The organism is Psychrobacter celer (assembly GCF_016107555.1).
Taxonomy (GTDB): Bacteria; Pseudomonadota; Gammaproteobacteria; order Pseudomonadales; family Moraxellaceae; genus Psychrobacter; species Psychrobacter celer.
The window spans coordinates 1-19,463 of sequence record NZ_JABASU010000015.1 but is presented as its reverse complement, the minus strand read 5'-3'; the positions used below and the strand labels follow the sequence as shown (position 1 = coordinate 19,463).

Here is a 19,463-nt window from a genome sequence, read left to right as displayed (position 1 = left end):
TTACTGCGTAATGACTGACTGGCGATTTTAGCATCAAACCCTTTGCGTTTTGCTGCCTCATTGTGTCATAAGTAGAATACGGTTATTAAAAAACAGAATATTTAACGATCCGCTGATAAGACGCATCATATTTATGCTCAGTGCGTCATTGTTTTGTATGCGCTGTCACTTTATTCACTCATGGAGGTACTCGGTCATGAAACGCGCCCACCAATTGCAACCCCTATCACGCCAGCATCATCACCCATTGCTGCTGCTTGGGTAGTGAGGTGGCGACGCGAGTAAAATCTGCATTAATCAACATAGCATACTGTCCAAAAACTGCGTATTTTCCCAAAAAGGCAAACGGCTAACGTAGCAAAACCACAGGCGACAACGTGCTGGCGATGATCTCTGTGGTGGTGCTGCCCAAAAACAACTGCTGTAGTTTTGAATGACCGTATGCGCCCACCACCATAATATCGATGTCATTGTCTAATTGAAACTTTAATAGACCATCGACCGCATCGGAGGCCGATAAATGATGCGCCTTTACGCTAAAACCCGCCTCTTGTAATTGGGCAGCGGCCGCGCTTAGGCTTTGTTTGGCGGCATCATTATGATTGCCAATCATCACGATATGGCTATCGAGACCTTTTAACATAGGGCTTTTAGCCACCATTTGTACCGCCTTTATGGCAGTCTTGCTACCATCAAACGCAATCATATACGAGCGCGGCTCTTTAAACGTCTCTGAGCAAATCACCACAGGAACATCAGAGGCGCGGGCGACCGTCTCTATCTGACTACCAATATTGATGCGGCTATATTTGTGATCTTCTCCGCGGCGACCCATCACGATGGCGCGGTTTGCTGTGGCAAAATGCTCAATGGCTGGCAGTAACTTGCCTCGTCTTTGATAAATAAGCACCTCAAGATCACCAAACTTATTACGAATATGGCTTTTGGCATCCTGCACTAGCGCGTTGCTATAGCTATTGACCACCTTGGCTCTTTGCTCATCTAACTGCGCCAGCTCCTCTAACAAAAACTCACGGCTATTAATCCCTATCGCCCCTGACAGATCACGTCTAAACGACGCTGGCACATCGCTGACATGCAGCAGACCAACGGGTAAGTTTATTCGACTGGCGTACCATGCGGCATAATCACAGACGGATGCGGTCACGGCCGAGCCATCGATACAAGCCAAAATGTGCTGCGATGTTGTCATAATCTGTCCTTAATCATCGTTATTTACCCCGATACCGCTATTTATAGCTATATAGCTCGTTTAATATGGCCAAACACTAAAACCTCAGCCACTGCCTTGATGATACCCAATTTGGCCTATATCATCCAGCGACGTCTGACAGACTCACACCCCATCTCTTAGCAAATTTTGCTACAATACAGGGCTTGGATGTTGTAAGTGACATATCGCGATTTCAATGAGTGGATTTAGGTGAGTGATTATGGCAAAAAACGCCCTTCAGGCTCAATTATTAAAAGCTGGTTTGGTCGATAGCAAAAAGGCCAAAAAGATCAGCAAACAAGCAGAGCATGCCAAACGTACTGGCGACTCAGACAGCGCAGCAGCCAAAAAAGCGCTGGCAGAAGCTCAAGCAAAAAAGCTGGAAAAAGACCAAAAGCTCAATCAAGAAAAACAACGAGCGTTAGAAGAAAAAACCCGAAAAGCCAATATCATTCAGATGATTAAGCAGCATCAAATCACTGATACACAAGGTGAGATGACTTATCAGTTTGTGGATGATACGAAAATCAAAAAGATTTATATCACCCAAAAGCTCTATGATCAAATCGTCGCAGGCCATGTGGTCATAGCACGCCTAGAGGACAGCTATGCCCTGCTACCACGCCCACTAGCTGACCGTATAGATGCTAAGATGACAGGCTTTATGGTGGTATCAAACGATACTGCCGAAGACGCGCTGGCAGAAGACGATCCTTATGCCGCTTACGTGATTCCAGATGACTTGATGTGGTAGGTCGCAGTTATTCAATTGCTACTGACTAAGCATTAACCAAAACCCCCTATATAGACGTTCTATACAGGGGGTTTTTTGACAGAGACATAAAAGCACTCATAAAGACTGTCATCAAAACGGCCATTAAGACGGTAGCAAAACATGCTTACTCTTTTGATAAGCAGATAAGCCATCAGTCCCTAATTCTCGGCCGATACCACTTTGCTTAAACCCGCCCCAGCCCGCTTCGGGCACAACGATTTGCTGCTCATTGACCCAAATATGACCGGCTCGAATGTGCCGTGCCATCTCTAACGCTGCATGCTCATCAGCGCTGACAATACTCGCAGCCAAGGCATATTTACTGTCATTGGCAAGCGCAATCGCCTGCGCGTTATCTGCAAAGGCCGCACTCACCAACACAGGACCAAACACCTCCTCTGCCCACAAGCGACTGGTCGCTGGTACCTCGGTATAAATGGTCGGCGCAGCAAAATATCCTTGACGCGCTAAGAGGGTGCCTCCCGTTAGGCAGTGCAGGTTTTCTTCAGTTGCGATATCGATATATTTTTTGACCTGCGCCAGCTGCTGAGCACTGACCAATGGCCCCATTTGCGTGTTCGCCGCAAAACCATCACCTATTTTCAGAGTTTCTGTTTTTGTTTTTAATACTGCAAATAATGACTCAGCAATGTCTTGGTGGACAAGCAGCCTTGATGTCGCTGAACAAATCTGCCCAGCATTGGTAAAGATACCGCCTATGATCAAATCACAGGCATAGTCGATATCAGCATCTGCACATACCACGATAGCGGACTTACCACCCAGCTCTAGGCTGATGTCTTTGATACCTGCTGCAGCTTGGCGCATCACTTTTTCGCCGACGCTATTACTACCGGTAAAGGAGACTTTATCAATCAGCGGATGACTGGTCATCGCAGCGCCCACCTCTGCCGCGCCAGGGAGGATATTGACCACGCCTTTTGGCAGCTGTATAGCGGAAAATATATTACCCAGCATCAGCTCTGGCAATAGTGTCACCTCTGACGGTTTGAGAATAACGGTACATCCTGCTGCCAGCGCGGGCGCCAGCTTCCAGGCGGTAGTCACCATCGGAAAATTCCAAGGCACAATAAGGGCGCAGATACCAACAGGGGCGTAAGTTTTCAATAAGCCGATGCCCGTCTCGTCGGTGCTGACCTTAGACCATGTTTTCTGCTCGATGATAAGATTGGCATAATAGCGATAACAGGCGATGGCATCTCCGACATCTATCGTCGCCTCTGCAATCGGCTTGCCGTTATTCAATACCGACAGTGCAACCAGCTTATCAAACTGCTGCTCCATCGTATCGGCAATCGCCTGTAAATAGCGCGCCCGAGTGCCCACGCTGGTTTGTGACCAAGACGGATAAGCGCGAGCGGCAGCCGTGACAGCCATCTCTACTTGTGCGCTATGACACAAACGGGTCGTTGCGATGACCTCGCCGGTATTTGGGTCATACAAAGCATGATCACTTACTGACTCAGAGGCTTCAACCATGACCCAATCACCATCGATATAGGCCGCGTTTAACCTTACTTCGTTTTTTATGCTTTGCTGAGCGGCGGCTCTTGTTAAAGATAAAGAATTGGTCGTTTCCATGATACTCAGTTGCCTTATATTATTGATAAATCTATCTTTACACTAAATATTCGCTGCTTTTTTAATGCCAAATGATGGTTGCCATCACGACTAATATAGTAGATGCGCCACTGAGGTAATAACCACCAAGCTGATCAGCGTACGTAAGATAAAAATCATAAACAGCTCTAAGACGTTCAGCTTAATGTTTGATTTTAATATCAGCGCGCCCACCTCAGACATATAAACAATCTGGGTAATAGAAGCCGCCCCGACGATAAAGCGTGTCATCTCACTCTCGATGCTTTTGCCGACCAAGGCTGGCAAGTACATATCAGCAAAGCCCATAATCATCGCCGGCGCAGCTTTAGTCGCCTCTGGAATTTGCAACAATTCAAGCAACGGCACAAGCGGTGCAGACAGCCAATCAAACACAGGGGTGTACTCTGCTAAACCAAGCCCAATGGTACCGATAGCGAAAATCACCGGAATCAAACCAAAATAGATATCAAACAAATTCTTTAGGCTATGCTTAAACACGCTACCCAAACTTGGCATAGAGTGCGCGCGCGTGACGGCACGATTGACCGCCCATTGGTAAGTAGAATACTGCGCAGGAATGCCTTCATCCAGCATGCTTTTGCCAGAATGATAAGTATCTGGTTTTAGCGATAATGGCGGTATGCGCGGCATAATGATAGCGGCGATAAACCCTGTCAAGGCGATGGTCAGATAAAAGAAGATAAAGTTATTATCGACGCCAATGGTTTTGGCAACGACGTAGGTAAAGGCAATGGATGTCACCGAAAAAGTGGTAGCGATAATCGCTGCTTCACGCTGGCTATAGTAGCTTTTATTGTACTCCTGCATAGTCACCAGCAAGCCAATAGAGGCCGCGCCAAACCAAGAAGACATGGCATCGACTGCAGAGCGCCCAGGCAATCTAAACAACTTTACAAACACCTTGCTGGCCAAGGTACCCAAAAACTCCATCAGACCAAAGTCGGTGAGAAAAGGTAGAGATAAAATGGCAAAAAAGAATAAAGGAATCAAAATGGGAATTAAGTCTTCAAAAATCACCCCGCCAGTATTGCGATTGATAATAAACTCAGGACCGACTTGTAAATAAATCATCCAGGCAAACAGCGCCCCAAAAAACCGCGCGGCGAGCCAAAACCAATCGACATCAAAAAGCTTTGCCGTCATGGAGTCTGCATGAATCTCTGGTCTAACGAGCTTGACTGCCAGCGCCCCAACCAAAGACAAAGTCACGATGGCCAGTGCAGCATACACCACGTAGTCCCCAAGTGAGGCCTGCAGAGTATCTGTCAGCACGCCCAATAAAATGGTGACCTTACCCTCCCATTTAAACGGGATGATAAACAGCGCCAAACCCAGCGCAGAAAACAGTAAGAACTTCCACATTGAGGCGCGCCACCGCTCCCCTTGTGGAGTGGTAGGTTCGACAGCATCATTACCCAATAGCGGCTGCTGCGACTTATCGATATAGTTCGTCATTTAATTCCTCCTTGATAGGCGACGACGCCAGCTTTCCTTTCTGCTGCCTGCCCGATCCCTCATTTCAGCGAAAAAACAGCTTGATACGGTTTTGTTGGTTATTTTTAATCCATGCAAATGATTAACCAAAAAATGGTTAGCCAAAATAAGTAAAGTCTTGACTCATTTTTGACAAAAACGCATCGCTTTCATCCACCTCATAAATCATTGGCTGCTTGCCACTTATGTCTGTTTGCAAAGCCTCTAATAACTGCTGCTTATCGGTAATTCGGCGGTAGCCCGCGCCAAACCCTGTGGCCAATGGCTCAAAATTAGGTGTTTTGATATTGACGCCAATCAGTGGCAGCCCGCCTTCCTCCATATAGCGGCGAATCTCACCATATCCTTGATTGTTCCAAAGTAGGACGATCAGTGGCAGCTCAAGCTCGGCGGCGCAGATAAGCTCGGCAATGGTAAACTGAATGCCGCCATCGCCGATAAGGCTAATAACGGGCGCACTTGAGCCAATCATGGCGCCAATGGCGGCAGGTAAGCCATAACCCAAGGTGCCAAACCCCGTCGACGAGTTAAACCATCGACGCGTGGCTCGCGCCTCAAAGCCAAGGTTGCCGCTATAGACAGGCTGCGTCGAATCGCCAACGAAGATGACATCCTCCACCTCATCTCGAATCAGCTGAAGCAGGGCGTTTTGACCGGCAAAGTCAGGTGTCATCGCTTTGATCAATGCCTGCTTTGCTTCGGTTACGCGTGCGGCGGCTTGATGATTTAGCTGATGATCCTCTAAACGTGTGCATAGGCCGCTAATGGCCATTTGTGCATCGGACAACACCGCGATATCCGCACGAAATGGCCGCTGCAATTGCTGAGCGTCGCAGTCAATACGAATGAGTGTGCCATTGATTTGGAACTCGCCATTAAAGAACACATCATAATCGGTCTCACCAAGCTCGGTACCGATCGCCAATACCACATCGGCCTCGCTAATGACGGCGCGCCCCGCCTCTAACGACTGATTGCTCCCCAAGCTCAGCGGATGACTAGGCGGCAACAAGCCTTTGGCATTGATGGTCAAAAATGTCGGCGTATCGATACGCTCTGCCAGCTTTTGCGCGTCCTGATCGACATCGACGCAGCCGCCACCATAAAGCAACACTGGATTTTTTGCGCGGTTTAGCTGCTCAATGATCAAATCAAGCTGCGCAGGATTGGGCAGCGGTCTTGTGACCTGCGGTCGCGCCAAACTTGCTACACTATTATCATTGTTAGGCGGCTTGGCGACATGACTGGCATCAGCGGTAATCACATCGATAGGCAGCTGAATATGTACCGGTCCCGGACGCGCGCCATCAAACATAGCAAAGGCTTCGGCGATGACCTTAGGCAAGGATTCAGGTTGCCAGATGGTTTTGCTTGCAAGCGCAACCTTGCTGACCATACCTTGCTGGTCGTGCAGCTCATGCAAGTGCCCTTCACCGCTACCCGTGTCTTTAACTTTATTGACACTAGAGATCACCAGCATCGGAATAGAATCTGCCAAGGCTTGCGCCATTGCTGTCATGATGTTGGTCATGCCAGGGCCGGTGATGATAAAGCACACCCCGACTTTTCCAGACGCGCGGTAATAGCCGTCGGCCATAAAGCCTGCACCTTGCTCGTGACGCGGGGTCACATGGCGGATATTGGTACTCGGCAGGCCACGATATAGCTCGACCGTGTGCACTCCGGGGATACCAAATACGGTCTCCACTCCATAATACGCCAGCCACTGCACGAGTAGCTCACCACAGGTCAGAGACGAGGTGTCTGGCGATAAAGAAGGCGTTTGCATTGATTGCGTCATGAGTCGATCATCCTAAAAATTTCAATAGTATTTACGGCCTAAATATTATTTGGCCTGCAGTAGCACCCTGCCCAACACAGGCCAATTAATATAACGCTTTGACCTTATCGTCATAGCGCACACCTGGCAAGATACAAAGCATCTCAAACAGCAAGTTTGCTGCGAGTACCGAGGTGTTACCAAACGGATCGTAGGGCGGTGACACTTCGACCAAATCGCCACCGACTACGTCAAGGCCACGCATACCGCGAATAATCTCGATGCCTTGGGTGGAGGTTAAGCCGCCAATTTCAGCCGTGCCTGTGCCAGGTGCAAACGCAGGATCAATGCCATCGATATCAAAGCTCAAGTAGACAGGGCCATCGCCGAGCTTTTCACGCACTTCTGCCATGAGCGGTGTCAGCGACTTGTACCAGCACTCCTCGGCTGGCACCACGCGAAAGCCTTGCTGAGTTGACCAGTCAAACTCTTCAGCACTATAGCCGGTGCCGCGCAGGCCAATCTGTACCACGCGGTTGCCATCGATTAGATTTTCTTCGATAGCACGGCGAAACGGCGTGCCATGGGCGATTTTTTCGCCAAACATCTCGTCATTGATATCAGCATGAGCATCGATATGCACCATCCCGACAGGGCCGTGTTTTTTGGCAAGTGCACGTAGGATAGGCAGGGCAATGGTATGATCACCGCCCAGTGTTAATGGAATCGCGCCATGACTGACGATATTATCGGTGTAAAATTTTTCGATGATGTCGACGCTTTTTTGCAGGTTAAAGGTATTGATAGGTACGTCACCAATGTCAGCGACTTGCAAAGACTCAAAAGGCGCGGCGCGCGTGGCGACGTTATAAGGGCGAATCATACGCGACTCATCACGAATCTGTCTTGGGCCCAGTCTGGCACCGCTACGGTTTGATGCGCCGATGTCCAAAGGCACGCCTACAAAGGCTGCGTCCAAGCCTTTGGCGTCTGCTTGCATCGGCAGGCGCATCATAGAGGCAAAACCGCCAAATCTTGGCATGTCGTTGCCGCTTAATGGTTGATTAAATTTCATCACTCACATCCTTGTTTTGATTGGTGTCATAGACAGTTTGTCAGATGCTTTGACAATACCGAAATATCCGAACACAGACCATGGTAAAATTCAGAAGTAAACTTCTGGTTTTTCGTAGTAACTTCGATTTATTCGTTATTATTAGAAGATTTATCACAAGGATTTGATATGGGAGAGGCGTATATATGCTAGATGAGCTGATAAAAATAGACATCAAAACCTTGCGCAGCTTTATGGCCATTGTAGAGTGCCAAGGGGTAACCGCAGCGCAGTCGCGCTTAAATGTAACGCCTTCTGTCATTAGTGGTCACTTAACACACTTAGAGGATCGTTTGGGGATGACGCTTTGTCATCGCGGGCGCGCAGGGTTTAAGCTGACCGAGGATGGCGCGGCAGTCTATGAGGCGTGTTTGAGCTTCACCGAGGCGGTGGCCAGCTTTCAGCATCAGCTGCATTATATTCGCCAACTAGACTCCGTACGCGGCGGCCATATTCGCTTGTGCCTTATCGATCAGATGCCGACGTTTTTTTATGAAGCATTACGTCAGTGTTTGGCGGCCAGCTATCGTCATAATCCATTGATACACTTTTCTATCGATGTGCAAAGCCCTGAGAGTATGCTAGATAAGCTGCTGAGTAATGAGAGTGATCTTGGCGTGGGATATTTTGGCAGTTTTCCGCCTTTACTAACCTTTCAGCCGGCCTTTATTGAGAAACAAGTGGTTTGCTGCGGGCGTGAGCATCAGCTGTTTTATGAGTCAGAAGGCCTGAGTTTTGAGGCGTTGGAACAAAACCATCCTTGGATAAAACGCGGTTATATTACCGACTTGAGTATCAATCATATCCGGCCAAAAACCTTAAGCGCCACCACTTACCATATGGAGGCGACCGCGCAGCTTATCCTAGCAGGTCATCACGTCGGCTATCTGCCCAATGATTTGGCCAAGCGCTATGAAGAGAAAGGAATGATGAAGATACTATTGCCCGAAGAGGCAAGCTACGAGGTCAAGCATCACTGGGCATATCGGCAAAACCTGCATAAGCATGTCGCGGATTTTTTGCAGCATATGATGAGTCTGCTATCACAGCCGGCAAACGACTAAAGCGCTTTTTCCGGCTCTTCATGTTTTAGACCGATCGTTCTGAGCTTGCCTTTGTCATCGACCTCCTTGATTACCAATGACCACATATCATCGATCTCTACCGTATCCCCCGACACAGGCGCGGTCTCTAAGCTTTGTGCGACATACTCAGCGACGGTCTGCTCCCACTTGCTCTCAGTGTTTTTTAGCTTTTTATACTTGAGAGTGTCTGCCAGCGACTCTGAGGTCGCCATGTCGGTAAAAAAGGGCAAGTCACCAAGCTTGACACTAGGTGATAACAGCCAGTCACCATAAAAGTCATCGATGGCTTTACGGTCTAAAGTCGTGTCATTGAAAATCTTGGCGATCTTGCTGGCGTGGTTGCCGCGCATGGCATACCAGACGCTATCGCCATATCTGAGTTTGGTGTCCTCCTCGACCACGACAATTTGCTGACCGCGCACCAAGGCAAACACACTGATCTCATCTGGGCTGATGCGGTTGGAGATACCGAGCGGATGGCGACCTATCGCAAACGCCCCTGCTTGCACCTCAAACTCATACAGGGTAATACTGGCCTTGTCTGACACCCAAACTTCATGCTCTTCTTTTGGGTCTTTATTGGTCGGAATACGCACCCGAAATGCATTGGCCATAAAAGGAATCGTCGTCCCTTGCAGGATCAATGACAGCACCACTACCCCAAAGGCAATGTCAAACAACATAAAGGCATCCTCTATGCCAGCCATCACAGGCAAAATAGCAAGGGTAATCGGCACCGCTCCGCGCAGGCCCACCCAAGAGATAAAGCCAATCTCTCTGTCTTTAAACTTAAAGGGCTTGACGCTGGTATAGACCGCAATCGGACGTGCCACCAGTATCATAAAGGCTGCAATCGCCACCGAATAATGCCAGACGTTGATGACGTTTGATGGCGTCACCAACAGCCCCAGTACCACAAACAAAACCGCTTGCGACAACCAAGCAAAGCTATCCATCACGCGCATGACGTGCTCAGTCGAGCGCACCTTATGGTTGCCGATCAGTACGCCCGTCAAATAGACCGCCAAAAAGCCACTACCGCCAAGCAAATTGGTCGCAGCAAAGACCGAAAGGCCCGCGGACAGTATCAAAATGGCATACATACCCTCGGCCAGATGCACTTTTGGCAACAGACGCGCTAGCAGGTAGCCAAATAACAGTCCCATGCCCAGACCCACGCCCAGCTGCTGCAACAGCAAACCCAAAAAACCAAGAACGCTCTGACCTGCCGGATCGACATTTAAAGCAATCAGTCCTGTCACCAATAAAATGGCCAGCGGATCGTTGGCACCCGACTCCAACTCTAGCGTGGCTTGTACGCGGTCGTTTAGCTTGACCCCGCCATTACGTAGTAGCGAAAATACTGCGGCGGCATCGGTTGAGCCAACGATAGCGGCCATCAGCAGCCCAAAACGCCAATCGACATCAAGCAGCCAAGTGACAAAGACCCCAAGCACCATCACCGTCGTCAGGACGCCCCATGTGGCCAACGTCACCGCCGGCTTGAGTCCGACGCGAAATGATTTAAAAGAGGTACGCAGACCACCATCGAGCAAGATACAAGCGAGCGCCGCCTGCCCGACAAAATTGGCAATACCATACTGAGAAAACTCAATGCCTAAGATACCTTGCTCACCTGCCAGCATGCCAACTATCAAAAACAACAACAATAATGGCACACCCAAACGCGCGGATAACGTACTTGCCATGATACTGGCAAAAATCAACAATGCTCCTACGAGATACAGGATATTTAAGGTATCCATCTATTTTAAGCCCTATGGTTATCGGTGATGACAAATGTTGCGCGTGCGATAGCACTGACCTGACGAGATGGTGACGCGATCGATAATACTGCAAATAAAATGCTCAAAGCGCCTCTAAGGATAACATCTACGAGCGAGAGCAAAAATCCTATTTTAAAAAATACTTTTCATATCTATTTATTTTAGTCAGCCATACCTTCAATTCATCCATAAGCATTTTTAGCCAAATCATGATACGGCCTCTCCTATAATCTGTTAACCGTCTAATTTATCATGATAATAAATCTTAACTATCGACACGTATCGATAAGTGCACAAAAAACCCCACTCAGCACAGATGCTAAGTGAGGTCAGGTAACGAGTAAATACAAGCGAGCAGATGAGTGCTTTAGCTATCGTATAGCACTACCATGCTATCAGTCATTTTTTGGTTTTAGCGCCGCACTGATATCGGCCAATAGCGGCGGAATATCATGCTTATCAGCCATCACCTCTAGCATCACCAGCTTATCGGTGGTAGCAGCCGCTTGCTTGAGCGCGGCTTTTAGCTCACTTGCCGTGGTGACTTTGAGCAGTAAGCTGTTGTCTTCGGTAGCACCAAAGGCTTTTGGCATCATCTGCCAGTCACAACGAGGGATATCATTGTAGTGCTGGTTTTCGCCATGGATAGCGCGTTCAACGGTATAGCCATCATTATTGATCAGCACAATCACAGGATTGATACGCTCTTGAATCATGACCGCGATTTCTTGTACCGTCAGTAAGGCCGAACCATCACCGATGAGCAGCACGCTACGCTTATTTGGTGAAGCAATGGCAGCGCCTAGGCTGGCCGGCAGCGTATAACCAATGGATCCCCACATCGGCTGGCCATAAGACGTCACTCCTTCTGGCAAGCGCACATCACTGATGCCAAAATACGAGGTGCCTTGATCCGAAAACACCAGATTATTATGATCTAAATGATCAGCGATGATATGCCACAGATCGTCTTGACGAATAGCCTCATCATCTTTGCCTTTTTGCTCATGCGGTGTCATCTCTTTACAAAATGGCTTGGGTACAACTTCGATACCAGAAGTCATCACTTCATGCAGCACTTGCAACGAGTCCTTTAGCGCAATCGGAGCAAAGTTGCGACCACTGATAGACGCCCGCTCATAGTGCAAGTCGACCACTGTTTTTTGATCGATATTTTGGCTAAATCCTGCCGTCGTCGTATCAGTATATTGCACGCCAATTTTAATCAAACACTCACAGTTTTCTACGGCGTCCTTTACCACAGGACGTGAGGCGACACCAGCATAAGTACCCGCCCAGCGCTCGCTGTTTTCATCAAGCAGTGTTTTACCCCATGACAGCGTAGTATAAGGAATCTCGGTCTCAGCGATTAACGCTTTTAGCTGGTTTTGTAACCCCAAACGATGCACCATCAAATCTGCCATCAGCGTGGTGGTCTTATTGGGCAAAAACTCGGTGAGCGCTTGCTTGAAGTCTGCCAGCGCTGCTTGACTGGTGATGTCTTCTTGACTGTCATCGAGCTTGGTCGTCGGTGGATAAATCGGCATTTTTGCCACATCTGGCGACAACAGAAGATAGCCTGGGCGGTGTTTTTTGAGGATCACGCGGATCACACGGTCGATCTCTGAAGCGGCGTTTTCTGGCGTAATCTGTGCCCGTGCGACGGTCACAGGCTCTACCATCTTGATAAAGTGATTAAATACCCCATCTCCAAGCGTATGGTGAATACGGCGTTTGGCATCTTGCAGCGCTGTGCTCGGCGCACCGACGACGTGCAGCACTGGCGCATACTCGGCAAAAGAGCCTGCCGTGGCATTTATCGCTGATAACTCACCCACCCCAAAGGTCGTCACCATGGCCGCAAAACCACGCTCACGTGCGTAACCATCAGCGGCATAACCTGCGTTTAGCTCATTGGTATTGCCGACCCAGCGCAACTTGTCAGAGGCGATGATATTGTCTAAAAACGTGAGGTTAAAATCCCCTGGTACACCGAATATATCACTTGCACCCGCCTCTGCGATGCGATCAAACAAATAATCTGCGATGGTATATTGTTGACTCATTTCCTTATCCTTATGACCTGTCATTATAAGTATGTATAATTGGTAGATATCTATGATGAAAACCATCATAAAAACAAACTATAAAATGCATCCCAGCTTATTTTTCAATGCAAAGCTTTTGGAATGCATATTATAAGAAACCGTTATAACATACATTTATGAGAAGATGACATACCTGTCTTGCTAACTTTTACTTTTTTTCGTCAAGGGTGTTGACACCTCAAAAAAACTGCGTATAATACGCCTTCATCATCTGATGATAGTTAATCAAACGATGAATCAGCGGGATTAGCTCAGTGGTAGAGCACAACCTTGCCAAGGTTGGGGTCGAGAGTTCGAATCTCTTATCCCGCTCCAAATATTTAAAAAGCCTCACTTAATAGTGAGGCTTTTTTTTGTCCATTTTTCGGGGCTTGTAGAATATTTTTTCGAATATTTATTTTCTTATAGTTAAGTTTATCTAATATATTAAAAGCTCGGAAATCAGCAGCGTGACCAAAACGTGACCATTTCGTGCCCACGCTATAAATACAGATTTTATAGTTGACCCCAACTTGCAATCCTAATCTTTATATAGATTGATGCTAAAAAACACTTTCTTAGCACCATTTTTATTTTTACACTGCTTTTATAAGTTGAGCTCATAGCGTGACCAAAACGTGACCAAATCATGCAAAAGTGAGTATTATAAATAACCCCACCCTCAGTTATATATTTTGAAAAGCCTTATATATAAGACACTGCCACTTATTTCTCTACGCACCCATTTTAAGTTTTAAAAACCCTCAAGCTTCATCATCATCTTCAGTGTTTGGCTTATACACAAATAAGTCACCTACCTGCACGTCCAAAAATTCACATAACTGATCAATAGTATTGAAATCAATTCTTGATGACTCTTCGTTATATAGCTTATGAAGGGTTGATTTACTCATGCCAGTTGCTCTTACCACATCTGCTACACGTAATTTTTTCTCGGCCAAAATAACAGGAAGTCTAGATACAATCAAAATAATTACCTCTTTTCGGGTAAAAATGCTTTACTTTGAGGTAAAAAGGTAATATAGTACACAAATCGGTTAATAATTACCTTTAAGCGGGTAATTTATTGCTGATTACTTCAAGATGCATTTTTACAGGTTGATGAAATAACTTTTATTCTATCACTTAATGCAATGACTTAATAACTGAAAAGAGGTAAATACTATGAGCAACACTTATTTGACAACTGATGAGCTGGCCGACCGTATCAAATACGACCCCCGTACCATTCGCAACCAGCTCAAAGACACCGTTCTGATTGAGAATATTCACTACATACGCCCTTTCGGTGGTCGTAAGATTCTCTACGTCTGGGAGCGTATCGAAGAGGATATGTGTAAGCCGGTTATGAGCGCTATCAATGGTATGGCCCTTCAATAATATATCTAAACAAGGAGAATTATCATGGCAACTATGAGAGGACGATTCGGCAAACTAGTAGTAGATTTCCGCTACTTAGGAGTAAGGTGTCGAGAAAAAACCACTCTAGAAAACACTCCAGCTAATCGAAAGAAGCTGGCTAAGATTATCGAAAAGATGGAAGCTGAAATTACCCTAGGTATTTTTGATTATGCGGCCTATTTTCCAAAGAGTGAACGCGCCAAAGAAATGACAGCACTGGCTGATAGAGCAGAGGCTTATATCAGTCGCAATCCTACCTTTAAGCAGTTTGCTGATATTTGGTATGAGGAGAAGAAGATTGAGTGGCGACCGAGTTATCAAGATAAGGTTCAGACTATCCTTAATAAGTATCTGTTACCTGAGTTTAGTGGCAAAGCGGTCCATGCCATAAAAAAAACAGACTTGCTGGCTTTTCGTAGCGCCCTCGGCAAAGTTCGCTACGGTAAAGATGCCCAGTCAAGTCTGTCTGTAGCACGGATCAACGAGATCATGGTACCACTACGTATGATACTACAAGAGGCGGCTGATCGCTATGAGTTTCAGATGCCTTATAAGAACATCAAGACGCTCAAGCAATCTCGGCCTGATGTCAATCCCTTTACACTTACTGAGTTATGGCTGTTTTTAAAGCATGTTCGCGCTGACTATAAGGCCTATTATACGACTCGGTTCTTCACAGGGATGCGTACCAGCGAGATTGATGGACTAAAATGGGACTGCGTTGATTTTGATCGGCGTGAGATTCGTATTCGCGGTGCATTAGTCAATGGTGAGATGGGGCCGACAAAGACGCTTGGCTCGCAGCGAGAGATTGCAATGTCGCAGTTGGTATATAACGCACTGCAAGATCAAAAGGCTGTCACCTATGGTAAGTCAGAATTTGTATTTTGCAATTCACAAGGCAATCCTTTGGAGTATCGCAATGTGAACCGGCGGATATGGAAACCCACGCTCGCCCTACTCGGTCTCAAACATAGGCGCGCGTATCAGACTCGGCATACGGCAGCGACACTTTGGCTCGCTGCTGGTGAAAACCCTGAATGGATAGCTCGGCAAATGGGGCACAGTAGTACGGAGATGCTGTTTCGGGTGTATAGCCGCTATGTTCCTGATGTGACTCGCCAAGACGGCTCAGCGATAGATAACTTGCTCTTAGCAAGCAAGGAGAAGTTAACCAGCGTATCGAATAGCTCTGAGGCTGAAGAACCAATCTTAGACGCACAAACGGACAAGGAGACGTCACAATGAAAATCATCAATTACGAAGAGCTGTTTGCTGAATTCAAACGCGATGGTGCTATCAGTGAGGATGCCAATGAAATTGCTAATATGCTCATTTGTGAGCTTTGTATTCAATCTGGTAAGGGGTTGGCGCGTTTCTTAGGAGTGAAATCTTGTTTTGATAATCATATGGCACTGCGAGTATGGGTGCAGAAGCGCTTGGACTCGAGTCTTGGTTATGTAGTTGAGGATATGCGTTGTCAGCTTCAGAGCGAGCTTTATGAGCTACTACCTTACTCTGATTATGGCAACTACTGAGGAGAGTATTATGAGTGTAAAACTTCAGCCTAATATGACGCAGAGCCTATACGATGTCAAAATGTGTGAGGATTACTGGGCATATGATAATCAGAGCGGCTTTATTAAACATGTGAAGACGCTTTGTGAGAAGTATGAGGTAAGTCCTCAAGTACTCTTTGAGACAGTCGCTCAGTGTTATGCTTACTTGGACGATGTTGTATGTGAGTACTGCGGTTATGCTTGTCCGATTGAAGTACCTGCTGATATTCGTTATATGCGCGCAAAAGATAATTGGTTATGCGCAATATGTGAGCATGCTTTATGGCGGACAGATCAAGCAAACAAATAAGCACTAATCATCCAAAAACCCAGACAGCTCAAGCTGTCTGGGTTTTTATATGAGACATATTTTAAACACAGTACAACTTTAATATGCCACTACAATAAGTGTGGTTTAATTATTATAGTTAAATTGCATAAATAAAACCTCCCAAATTTAACTGTACGGATTTGACAGCAAGGGTCAGAACGTAAATAAGACAAGCTATACTGTGTTTGATTATAGCGCTTGCCTTATTTGAATTGTTCTTTATAAATTTATGTATAGAATTAGCAATTGATGTACGTCACAGGGTTTGAGTTTCCTTTTTGAAAATAATGCTTTACTGACTTATGTTTATATTTATCTCTGACAGCATCCTCAGCAATGTGACCAATAAATTGGAAACGTCCCTTATTTTTTTCGTGAGCTGTTGGATCAGCCTCATGCCATGCAGTTATCAGGTATACTTCACGTACGATGCCCTTATATATTGATAAGGCATATTCAACATTATTAGCTCGATTGAGACTAACTTTCCAGCAACCACGAGTAGCGTCATAAAGCTCGCTAGCAGACATGTCATCTCGAAACAACTCATTAATCCGTATTAGCATTGCAGGTTCAGTCACGTGCAGTGATTCATTTTCTATAAAGATATCTGTATTACTCATTATCATCCCAGCCTTCTAAATAATCTGCAAAAGTACTTCTAACATCAAAACCACTATTAATTAAAGTGATAGCTACAAATTTGATAGATGCAGCATAGACTCTATCGATTAACTCATACTGTATCTGCTCATAATTATTATCTAAATCCTCATCAAGACCAAAAATGGACTCTGGATACTGATGTACAATATGTATAAGTCTAGCGTATTGCGACTTATTCAAGAATTTTTGATAATGACCATCCTCGTACATAATATAATGTACAAGACTCTGTAAGCTCATGTCATAAGATCCATCAACAAAGTCTAAGTAGAACTTATCATACCCATAACCTGGACGTACTTTATAGCCTGAATGTTCATCAAAACTAGCAATATTATCTTGAATAATTCTATCAAGAACATTAATGACTTCTTGCTCTATTGCCTCAATATCATCCTCACCTAACTCTACTTCGCCAATAGCAACACTATCAGGCACTTCATCTAAGTACATATCATGACTTGGCTCTTGGCTTACGACTGGCTCGTCAATATCTAGCTGCCAATCATTTATAGTAAGTCCTAAACCTTCCAAGAATTGAATGACTCTGTTAGACAAATCGGTTAGTTGGTTATCACTAAGACTTAAAAACTCTAATGCCTTTAACTTAGCTATGCTATCAGGTAGTATGCTCAAGTTATTATTGCTTATATCAAGTCCTTTCAGTGCTTTTAAGTTACCAATACTCTCAGGCAGTGTATTCAAATTGTTGTTGTATAACTTAAGTTCTTTCAATGCTTTTAAATTACCAATACTTTCAGGTAGTATTTTTAAGTTATTATCACCAATATCAAGTTCTTTTATTTTTTTTAAGTTACCAATACTCTCAGGCAGTGTATTCAAACTGTTGTTGTATAACTTAAGTTCTTTCAATGCTTTTAAATTACCGATACTTTCAGGTAGTATTTTTAAGTTATTATCACCAATATAAAGTTCCTTCAGTGCTTTTAAATTACCGATATTTTCTGGCAACACCTTAAGTTTATTGCCAGTCAAATTAATTTCTTTCAGACTCATTAATTTACTAATACTATCAGGGAGACTATTTAACTTATTGAAACTAAGTGACAAATACTCTATACTTTTAAGGTCACCTATGTTTTCTGGTAGTTTTTTTAAATTAGTTTCATCGACACCTAATGACTTTAGTTTAGACAACTGTAATATATTTTGTGTTACTTCATCAATATTAGAGCCTCTAATCCAGAGACTTATTAAGTTTTTTGGTAGTTTATTTGAGCTGATAGAACTACATGACAAATTTTCTAAATTATCTAACTCGCTTATACTATCAGGTATAGTTTTAATTTTAGTATGACTAATATCTAATGACTTAAGTTTTTTCAGATTTCCTATATCTAGTGGTAAAGTGGTAACACCACTCATCAACATATTAAGTGTTTCTAAATTGACAAGCTGAGTTATACTATCTGGAAGTTTTTTAAGGTTGTAATTTCCGCTAATATCTAATTTTTCTAGATTCGTAAGACTACCAAGGTTTTTAGGTAGCTTTTTCAAGGACATATCATTTATATATAATTCTTTTAAACTAGCTAGTTCAGTTATATGTTCTGGGAGCTGTTCAATCTCAAAATTCTCTCCAAGATAAAGAACATTCAAGTTATTGAGGTTTTTAGGTAGGTTTTTCAAGGGCATACCATTTAGATATAATTCTTTTAAATTAGCTAGTTCAGTTATATGTTCTGGAGGTATTTCAAGCTCAGGATTTCCCCCAATATTGAGGGTTTTTAAATTAACAAGATTATTAAAATTTTTAGGTAGCTTTTTAATTGAAGTCCTATCTATATGTAACTCTTCTAAATTTATAAGGTCACATACACTTTCTGGAAGAGCTTCAAGTTCATAATTCCATCCAACATTGAGTCTCTTTAAATTGACAAGATTATTGAAATTTTTAGGTAGCTTTTTAAGCGACGTAGAGTCTAAACGTAGCTCTTCTAAAAATTTAAGGTTACAAATACTTTCTGGGAGTATTTCGATTATAGCTTTTCCACTTAGGTCTAACTTTTCTAAGGCAATTAAAGCGTTGACATCGCGTGGCAGATCTTCTTCTGATAGCTCAATTTTATCTGCCCACGTCCAAAGTTCTTCCATCCATGGCTCTGTAGCAGTGTGTTTTTCAGTTGACATTATACTTTCCTAATTAGTTAGTTATGTACTTTAAAAAATTGTATTCTTATCTGATTTTCACGCTATCATTTATCTGGACTTTAAACTTTATGTCAATAACTCTATTTGAAAAAATGCTTAAAATCATCAATTATTTTAGTAAACATATTTTACTACTCAAATGAAGTTATAGTTAGATGAATGTAAAACTGTTATGGATTTTACTTGCGTGCTGCGTTACCAGAGGCTGCGCAAAATTCATCCCAGTAGCGCTATGACATTTTTAGAGTGTATCGACTATATAGTCAGTCTAGAATAAAAGAGATACAACCCATATCATGAAACAGCTTAGGTA

Annotated in this window: 16 protein-coding genes and 1 tRNA gene; 7 read left to right on the top strand and 10 right to left on the bottom strand. The window is 44.6% G+C overall.

What is annotated here, in order from left to right:
• Positions 1–349: 349 nt before the first annotated feature.
• Positions 350–1,213 carry a universal stress protein gene (locus tag JFC05_RS08160; protein WP_198336519.1) on the bottom strand — a complete coding sequence of 288 codons (864 nt, stop codon included), beginning with the start codon at positions 1,211–1,213 and terminating at the stop codon, positions 350–352.
• A 241-nt stretch (positions 1,214–1,454) separates the two neighbouring features.
• On the opposite strand from JFC05_RS08160, the gene JFC05_RS08155 reads away from it, so the two are divergent.
• Complete coding sequence (locus JFC05_RS08155; protein WP_198336518.1) at positions 1,455–1,988, top strand: DUF2058 domain-containing protein; 534 nt, start codon at positions 1,455–1,457, stop codon at positions 1,986–1,988.
• A 123-nt stretch (positions 1,989–2,111) separates the two neighbouring features.
• On the opposite strand, the gene JFC05_RS08150 is transcribed toward JFC05_RS08155, so the two are convergent.
• The 4 genes from JFC05_RS08150 to speB all read right to left on the bottom strand — a co-directional run bounded on the left by JFC05_RS08150 (position 2,112) and on the right by speB (position 8,002).
• Positions 2,112–3,611: an aldehyde dehydrogenase family protein gene (locus JFC05_RS08150; RefSeq protein ID WP_198336517.1), complete on the bottom strand. Its 1,500-nt coding sequence runs from the start codon at positions 3,609–3,611 to the stop codon at positions 2,112–2,114.
• Between the two features lie 90 nt (positions 3,612–3,701).
• Complete coding sequence (locus JFC05_RS08145; RefSeq protein WP_105245258.1) at positions 3,702–5,108, bottom strand: YjiH family protein; 1,407 nt, start codon at positions 5,106–5,108, stop codon at positions 3,702–3,704.
• A 136-nt stretch (positions 5,109–5,244) separates the two neighbouring features.
• On the bottom strand, positions 5,245–6,948 hold the full coding sequence (locus JFC05_RS08140; RefSeq protein WP_198336516.1) for a 5-guanidino-2-oxopentanoate decarboxylase: 1,704 nt from the start codon (positions 6,946–6,948) through the stop codon (positions 5,245–5,247).
• Between the two features lie 85 nt (positions 6,949–7,033).
• Entirely contained in the window at positions 7,034–8,002 is a 969-nt protein-coding gene (gene speB, locus JFC05_RS08135; RefSeq protein WP_198336515.1) for an agmatinase, read from the bottom strand.
• 185 nt (positions 8,003–8,187) lie between these two features.
• Here speB and JFC05_RS08130 point away from each other — a divergent pair, with 185 nt between their 5' ends.
• Positions 8,188–9,105: a LysR family transcriptional regulator gene (locus tag JFC05_RS08130; RefSeq protein ID WP_198336514.1), complete on the top strand. Its 918-nt coding sequence runs from the start codon at positions 8,188–8,190 to the stop codon at positions 9,103–9,105.
• Here the strand turns inward: JFC05_RS08130 and JFC05_RS08125 are convergent.
• Together JFC05_RS08125 and JFC05_RS08120 are read right to left on the bottom strand one after the other, a co-directional pair.
• Positions 9,102–10,892: a potassium/proton antiporter gene (locus JFC05_RS08125; RefSeq protein ID WP_198336513.1), complete on the bottom strand. Its 1,791-nt coding sequence runs from the start codon at positions 10,890–10,892 to the stop codon at positions 9,102–9,104. The two genes, JFC05_RS08130 and JFC05_RS08125, sit on opposite strands and share 4 nt — an antisense overlap.
• A 416-nt stretch (positions 10,893–11,308) precedes the next feature.
• Positions 11,309–12,979: an alpha-keto acid decarboxylase family protein gene (locus JFC05_RS08120; RefSeq protein WP_198336512.1), complete on the bottom strand. Its 1,671-nt coding sequence runs from the start codon at positions 12,977–12,979 to the stop codon at positions 11,309–11,311.
• A gap of 282 nt (positions 12,980–13,261) precedes the next feature.
• Between JFC05_RS08120 and JFC05_RS08115 the strand changes: the two genes are divergently transcribed.
• Positions 13,262–13,336 (top strand) — tRNA-Gly (locus tag JFC05_RS08115).
• 428 nt (positions 13,337–13,764) lie between these two features.
• Here the strand turns inward: JFC05_RS08115 and JFC05_RS08110 are convergent.
• Entirely contained in the window at positions 13,765–13,989 is a 225-nt protein-coding gene (locus tag JFC05_RS08110) for a helix-turn-helix domain-containing protein (RefSeq protein ID WP_198336511.1), read from the bottom strand.
• Between the two features lie 196 nt (positions 13,990–14,185).
• Here JFC05_RS08110 and JFC05_RS08105 point away from each other — a divergent pair, with 196 nt between their 5' ends.
• The 4 genes from JFC05_RS08105 to JFC05_RS08090 are packed head-to-tail and all read left to right on the top strand — an operon-like array spanning position 14,186 to position 16,291.
• Positions 14,186–14,401: a hypothetical protein gene (locus tag JFC05_RS08105; protein ID WP_192994003.1), complete on the top strand. Its 216-nt coding sequence runs from the start codon at positions 14,186–14,188 to the stop codon at positions 14,399–14,401.
• A gap of 24 nt (positions 14,402–14,425) precedes the next feature.
• The gene (locus tag JFC05_RS08100) at positions 14,426–15,670 is read left to right on the top strand and encodes a tyrosine-type recombinase/integrase (protein ID WP_198336510.1); all 1,245 of its coding nucleotides are present in this window, start codon (positions 14,426–14,428) and stop codon (positions 15,668–15,670) included.
• Positions 15,667–15,960, top strand: coding sequence for a hypothetical protein (locus JFC05_RS08095; RefSeq protein ID WP_198336509.1), 294 nt, complete (start codon positions 15,667–15,669; stop codon positions 15,958–15,960). Before JFC05_RS08100 ends, JFC05_RS08095 begins: the two co-directional genes overlap by 4 nt.
• A gap of 10 nt (positions 15,961–15,970) precedes the next feature.
• On the top strand, positions 15,971–16,291 hold the full coding sequence (locus JFC05_RS08090; RefSeq protein WP_227697475.1) for a hypothetical protein: 321 nt from the start codon (positions 15,971–15,973) through the stop codon (positions 16,289–16,291).
• 260 nt (positions 16,292–16,551) lie between these two features.
• Here the strand turns inward: JFC05_RS08090 and JFC05_RS08085 are convergent, their stop codons facing one another.
• Together JFC05_RS08085 and JFC05_RS08080 are read right to left on the bottom strand one after the other, a co-directional pair.
• A complete protein-coding gene (locus JFC05_RS08085) occupies positions 16,552–16,935 on the bottom strand; it encodes a hypothetical protein (RefSeq protein ID WP_198336508.1) in 384 nt (127 codons plus the stop codon).
• Positions 16,928–19,129, bottom strand: coding sequence for a leucine-rich repeat domain-containing protein (locus tag JFC05_RS08080; RefSeq protein WP_198336507.1), 2,202 nt, complete (start codon positions 19,127–19,129; stop codon positions 16,928–16,930). Before JFC05_RS08080 ends, JFC05_RS08085 begins: the two co-directional genes overlap by 8 nt.
• Positions 19,130–19,463: the final 334 nt, after the last annotated feature.

What these genes read in the sequence shown, in the direction of transcription:
- JFC05_RS08160 (WP_198336519.1), bottom strand. Translation starts at nt 1,213, where the DNA reads ATGACAACATCGCAGCACATTTTGGCTTGTATCGATGGCTCGGCCGTG.
- JFC05_RS08155 (WP_198336518.1), top strand. Translation starts at nt 1,455, where the DNA reads ATGGCAAAAAACGCCCTTCAGGCTCAATTATTAAAAGCTGGTTTGGTC.
- JFC05_RS08150 (WP_198336517.1), bottom strand. Translation starts at nt 3,611, where the DNA reads ATGGAAACGACCAATTCTTTATCTTTAACAAGAGCCGCCGCTCAGCAA.
- JFC05_RS08145 (WP_105245258.1), bottom strand. Translation starts at nt 5,108, where the DNA reads ATGACGAACTATATCGATAAGTCGCAGCAGCCGCTATTGGGTAATGAT.
- JFC05_RS08140 (WP_198336516.1), bottom strand. Translation starts at nt 6,948, where the DNA reads ATGACGCAATCAATGCAAACGCCTTCTTTATCGCCAGACACCTCGTCT.
- speB (WP_198336515.1), bottom strand. Translation starts at nt 8,002, where the DNA reads ATGAAATTTAATCAACCATTAAGCGGCAACGACATGCCAAGATTTGGC.
- JFC05_RS08130 (WP_198336514.1), top strand. Translation starts at nt 8,188, where the DNA reads ATGCTAGATGAGCTGATAAAAATAGACATCAAAACCTTGCGCAGCTTT.
- JFC05_RS08125 (WP_198336513.1), bottom strand. Translation starts at nt 10,892, where the DNA reads ATGGATACCTTAAATATCCTGTATCTCGTAGGAGCATTGTTGATTTTT.
- JFC05_RS08120 (WP_198336512.1), bottom strand. Translation starts at nt 12,979, where the DNA reads ATGAGTCAACAATATACCATCGCAGATTATTTGTTTGATCGCATCGCA.
- JFC05_RS08105 (WP_192994003.1), top strand. Translation starts at nt 14,186, where the DNA reads ATGAGCAACACTTATTTGACAACTGATGAGCTGGCCGACCGTATCAAA.
- JFC05_RS08100 (WP_198336510.1), top strand. Translation starts at nt 14,426, where the DNA reads ATGGCAACTATGAGAGGACGATTCGGCAAACTAGTAGTAGATTTCCGC.
- JFC05_RS08095 (WP_198336509.1), top strand. Translation starts at nt 15,667, where the DNA reads ATGAAAATCATCAATTACGAAGAGCTGTTTGCTGAATTCAAACGCGAT.
- JFC05_RS08090 (WP_227697475.1), top strand. Translation starts at nt 15,971, where the DNA reads ATGAGTGTAAAACTTCAGCCTAATATGACGCAGAGCCTATACGATGTC.
- JFC05_RS08085 (WP_198336508.1), bottom strand. Translation starts at nt 16,935, where the DNA reads ATGAGTAATACAGATATCTTTATAGAAAATGAATCACTGCACGTGACT.
- JFC05_RS08080 (WP_198336507.1), bottom strand. Translation starts at nt 19,129, where the DNA reads ATGTCAACTGAAAAACACACTGCTACAGAGCCATGGATGGAAGAACTT.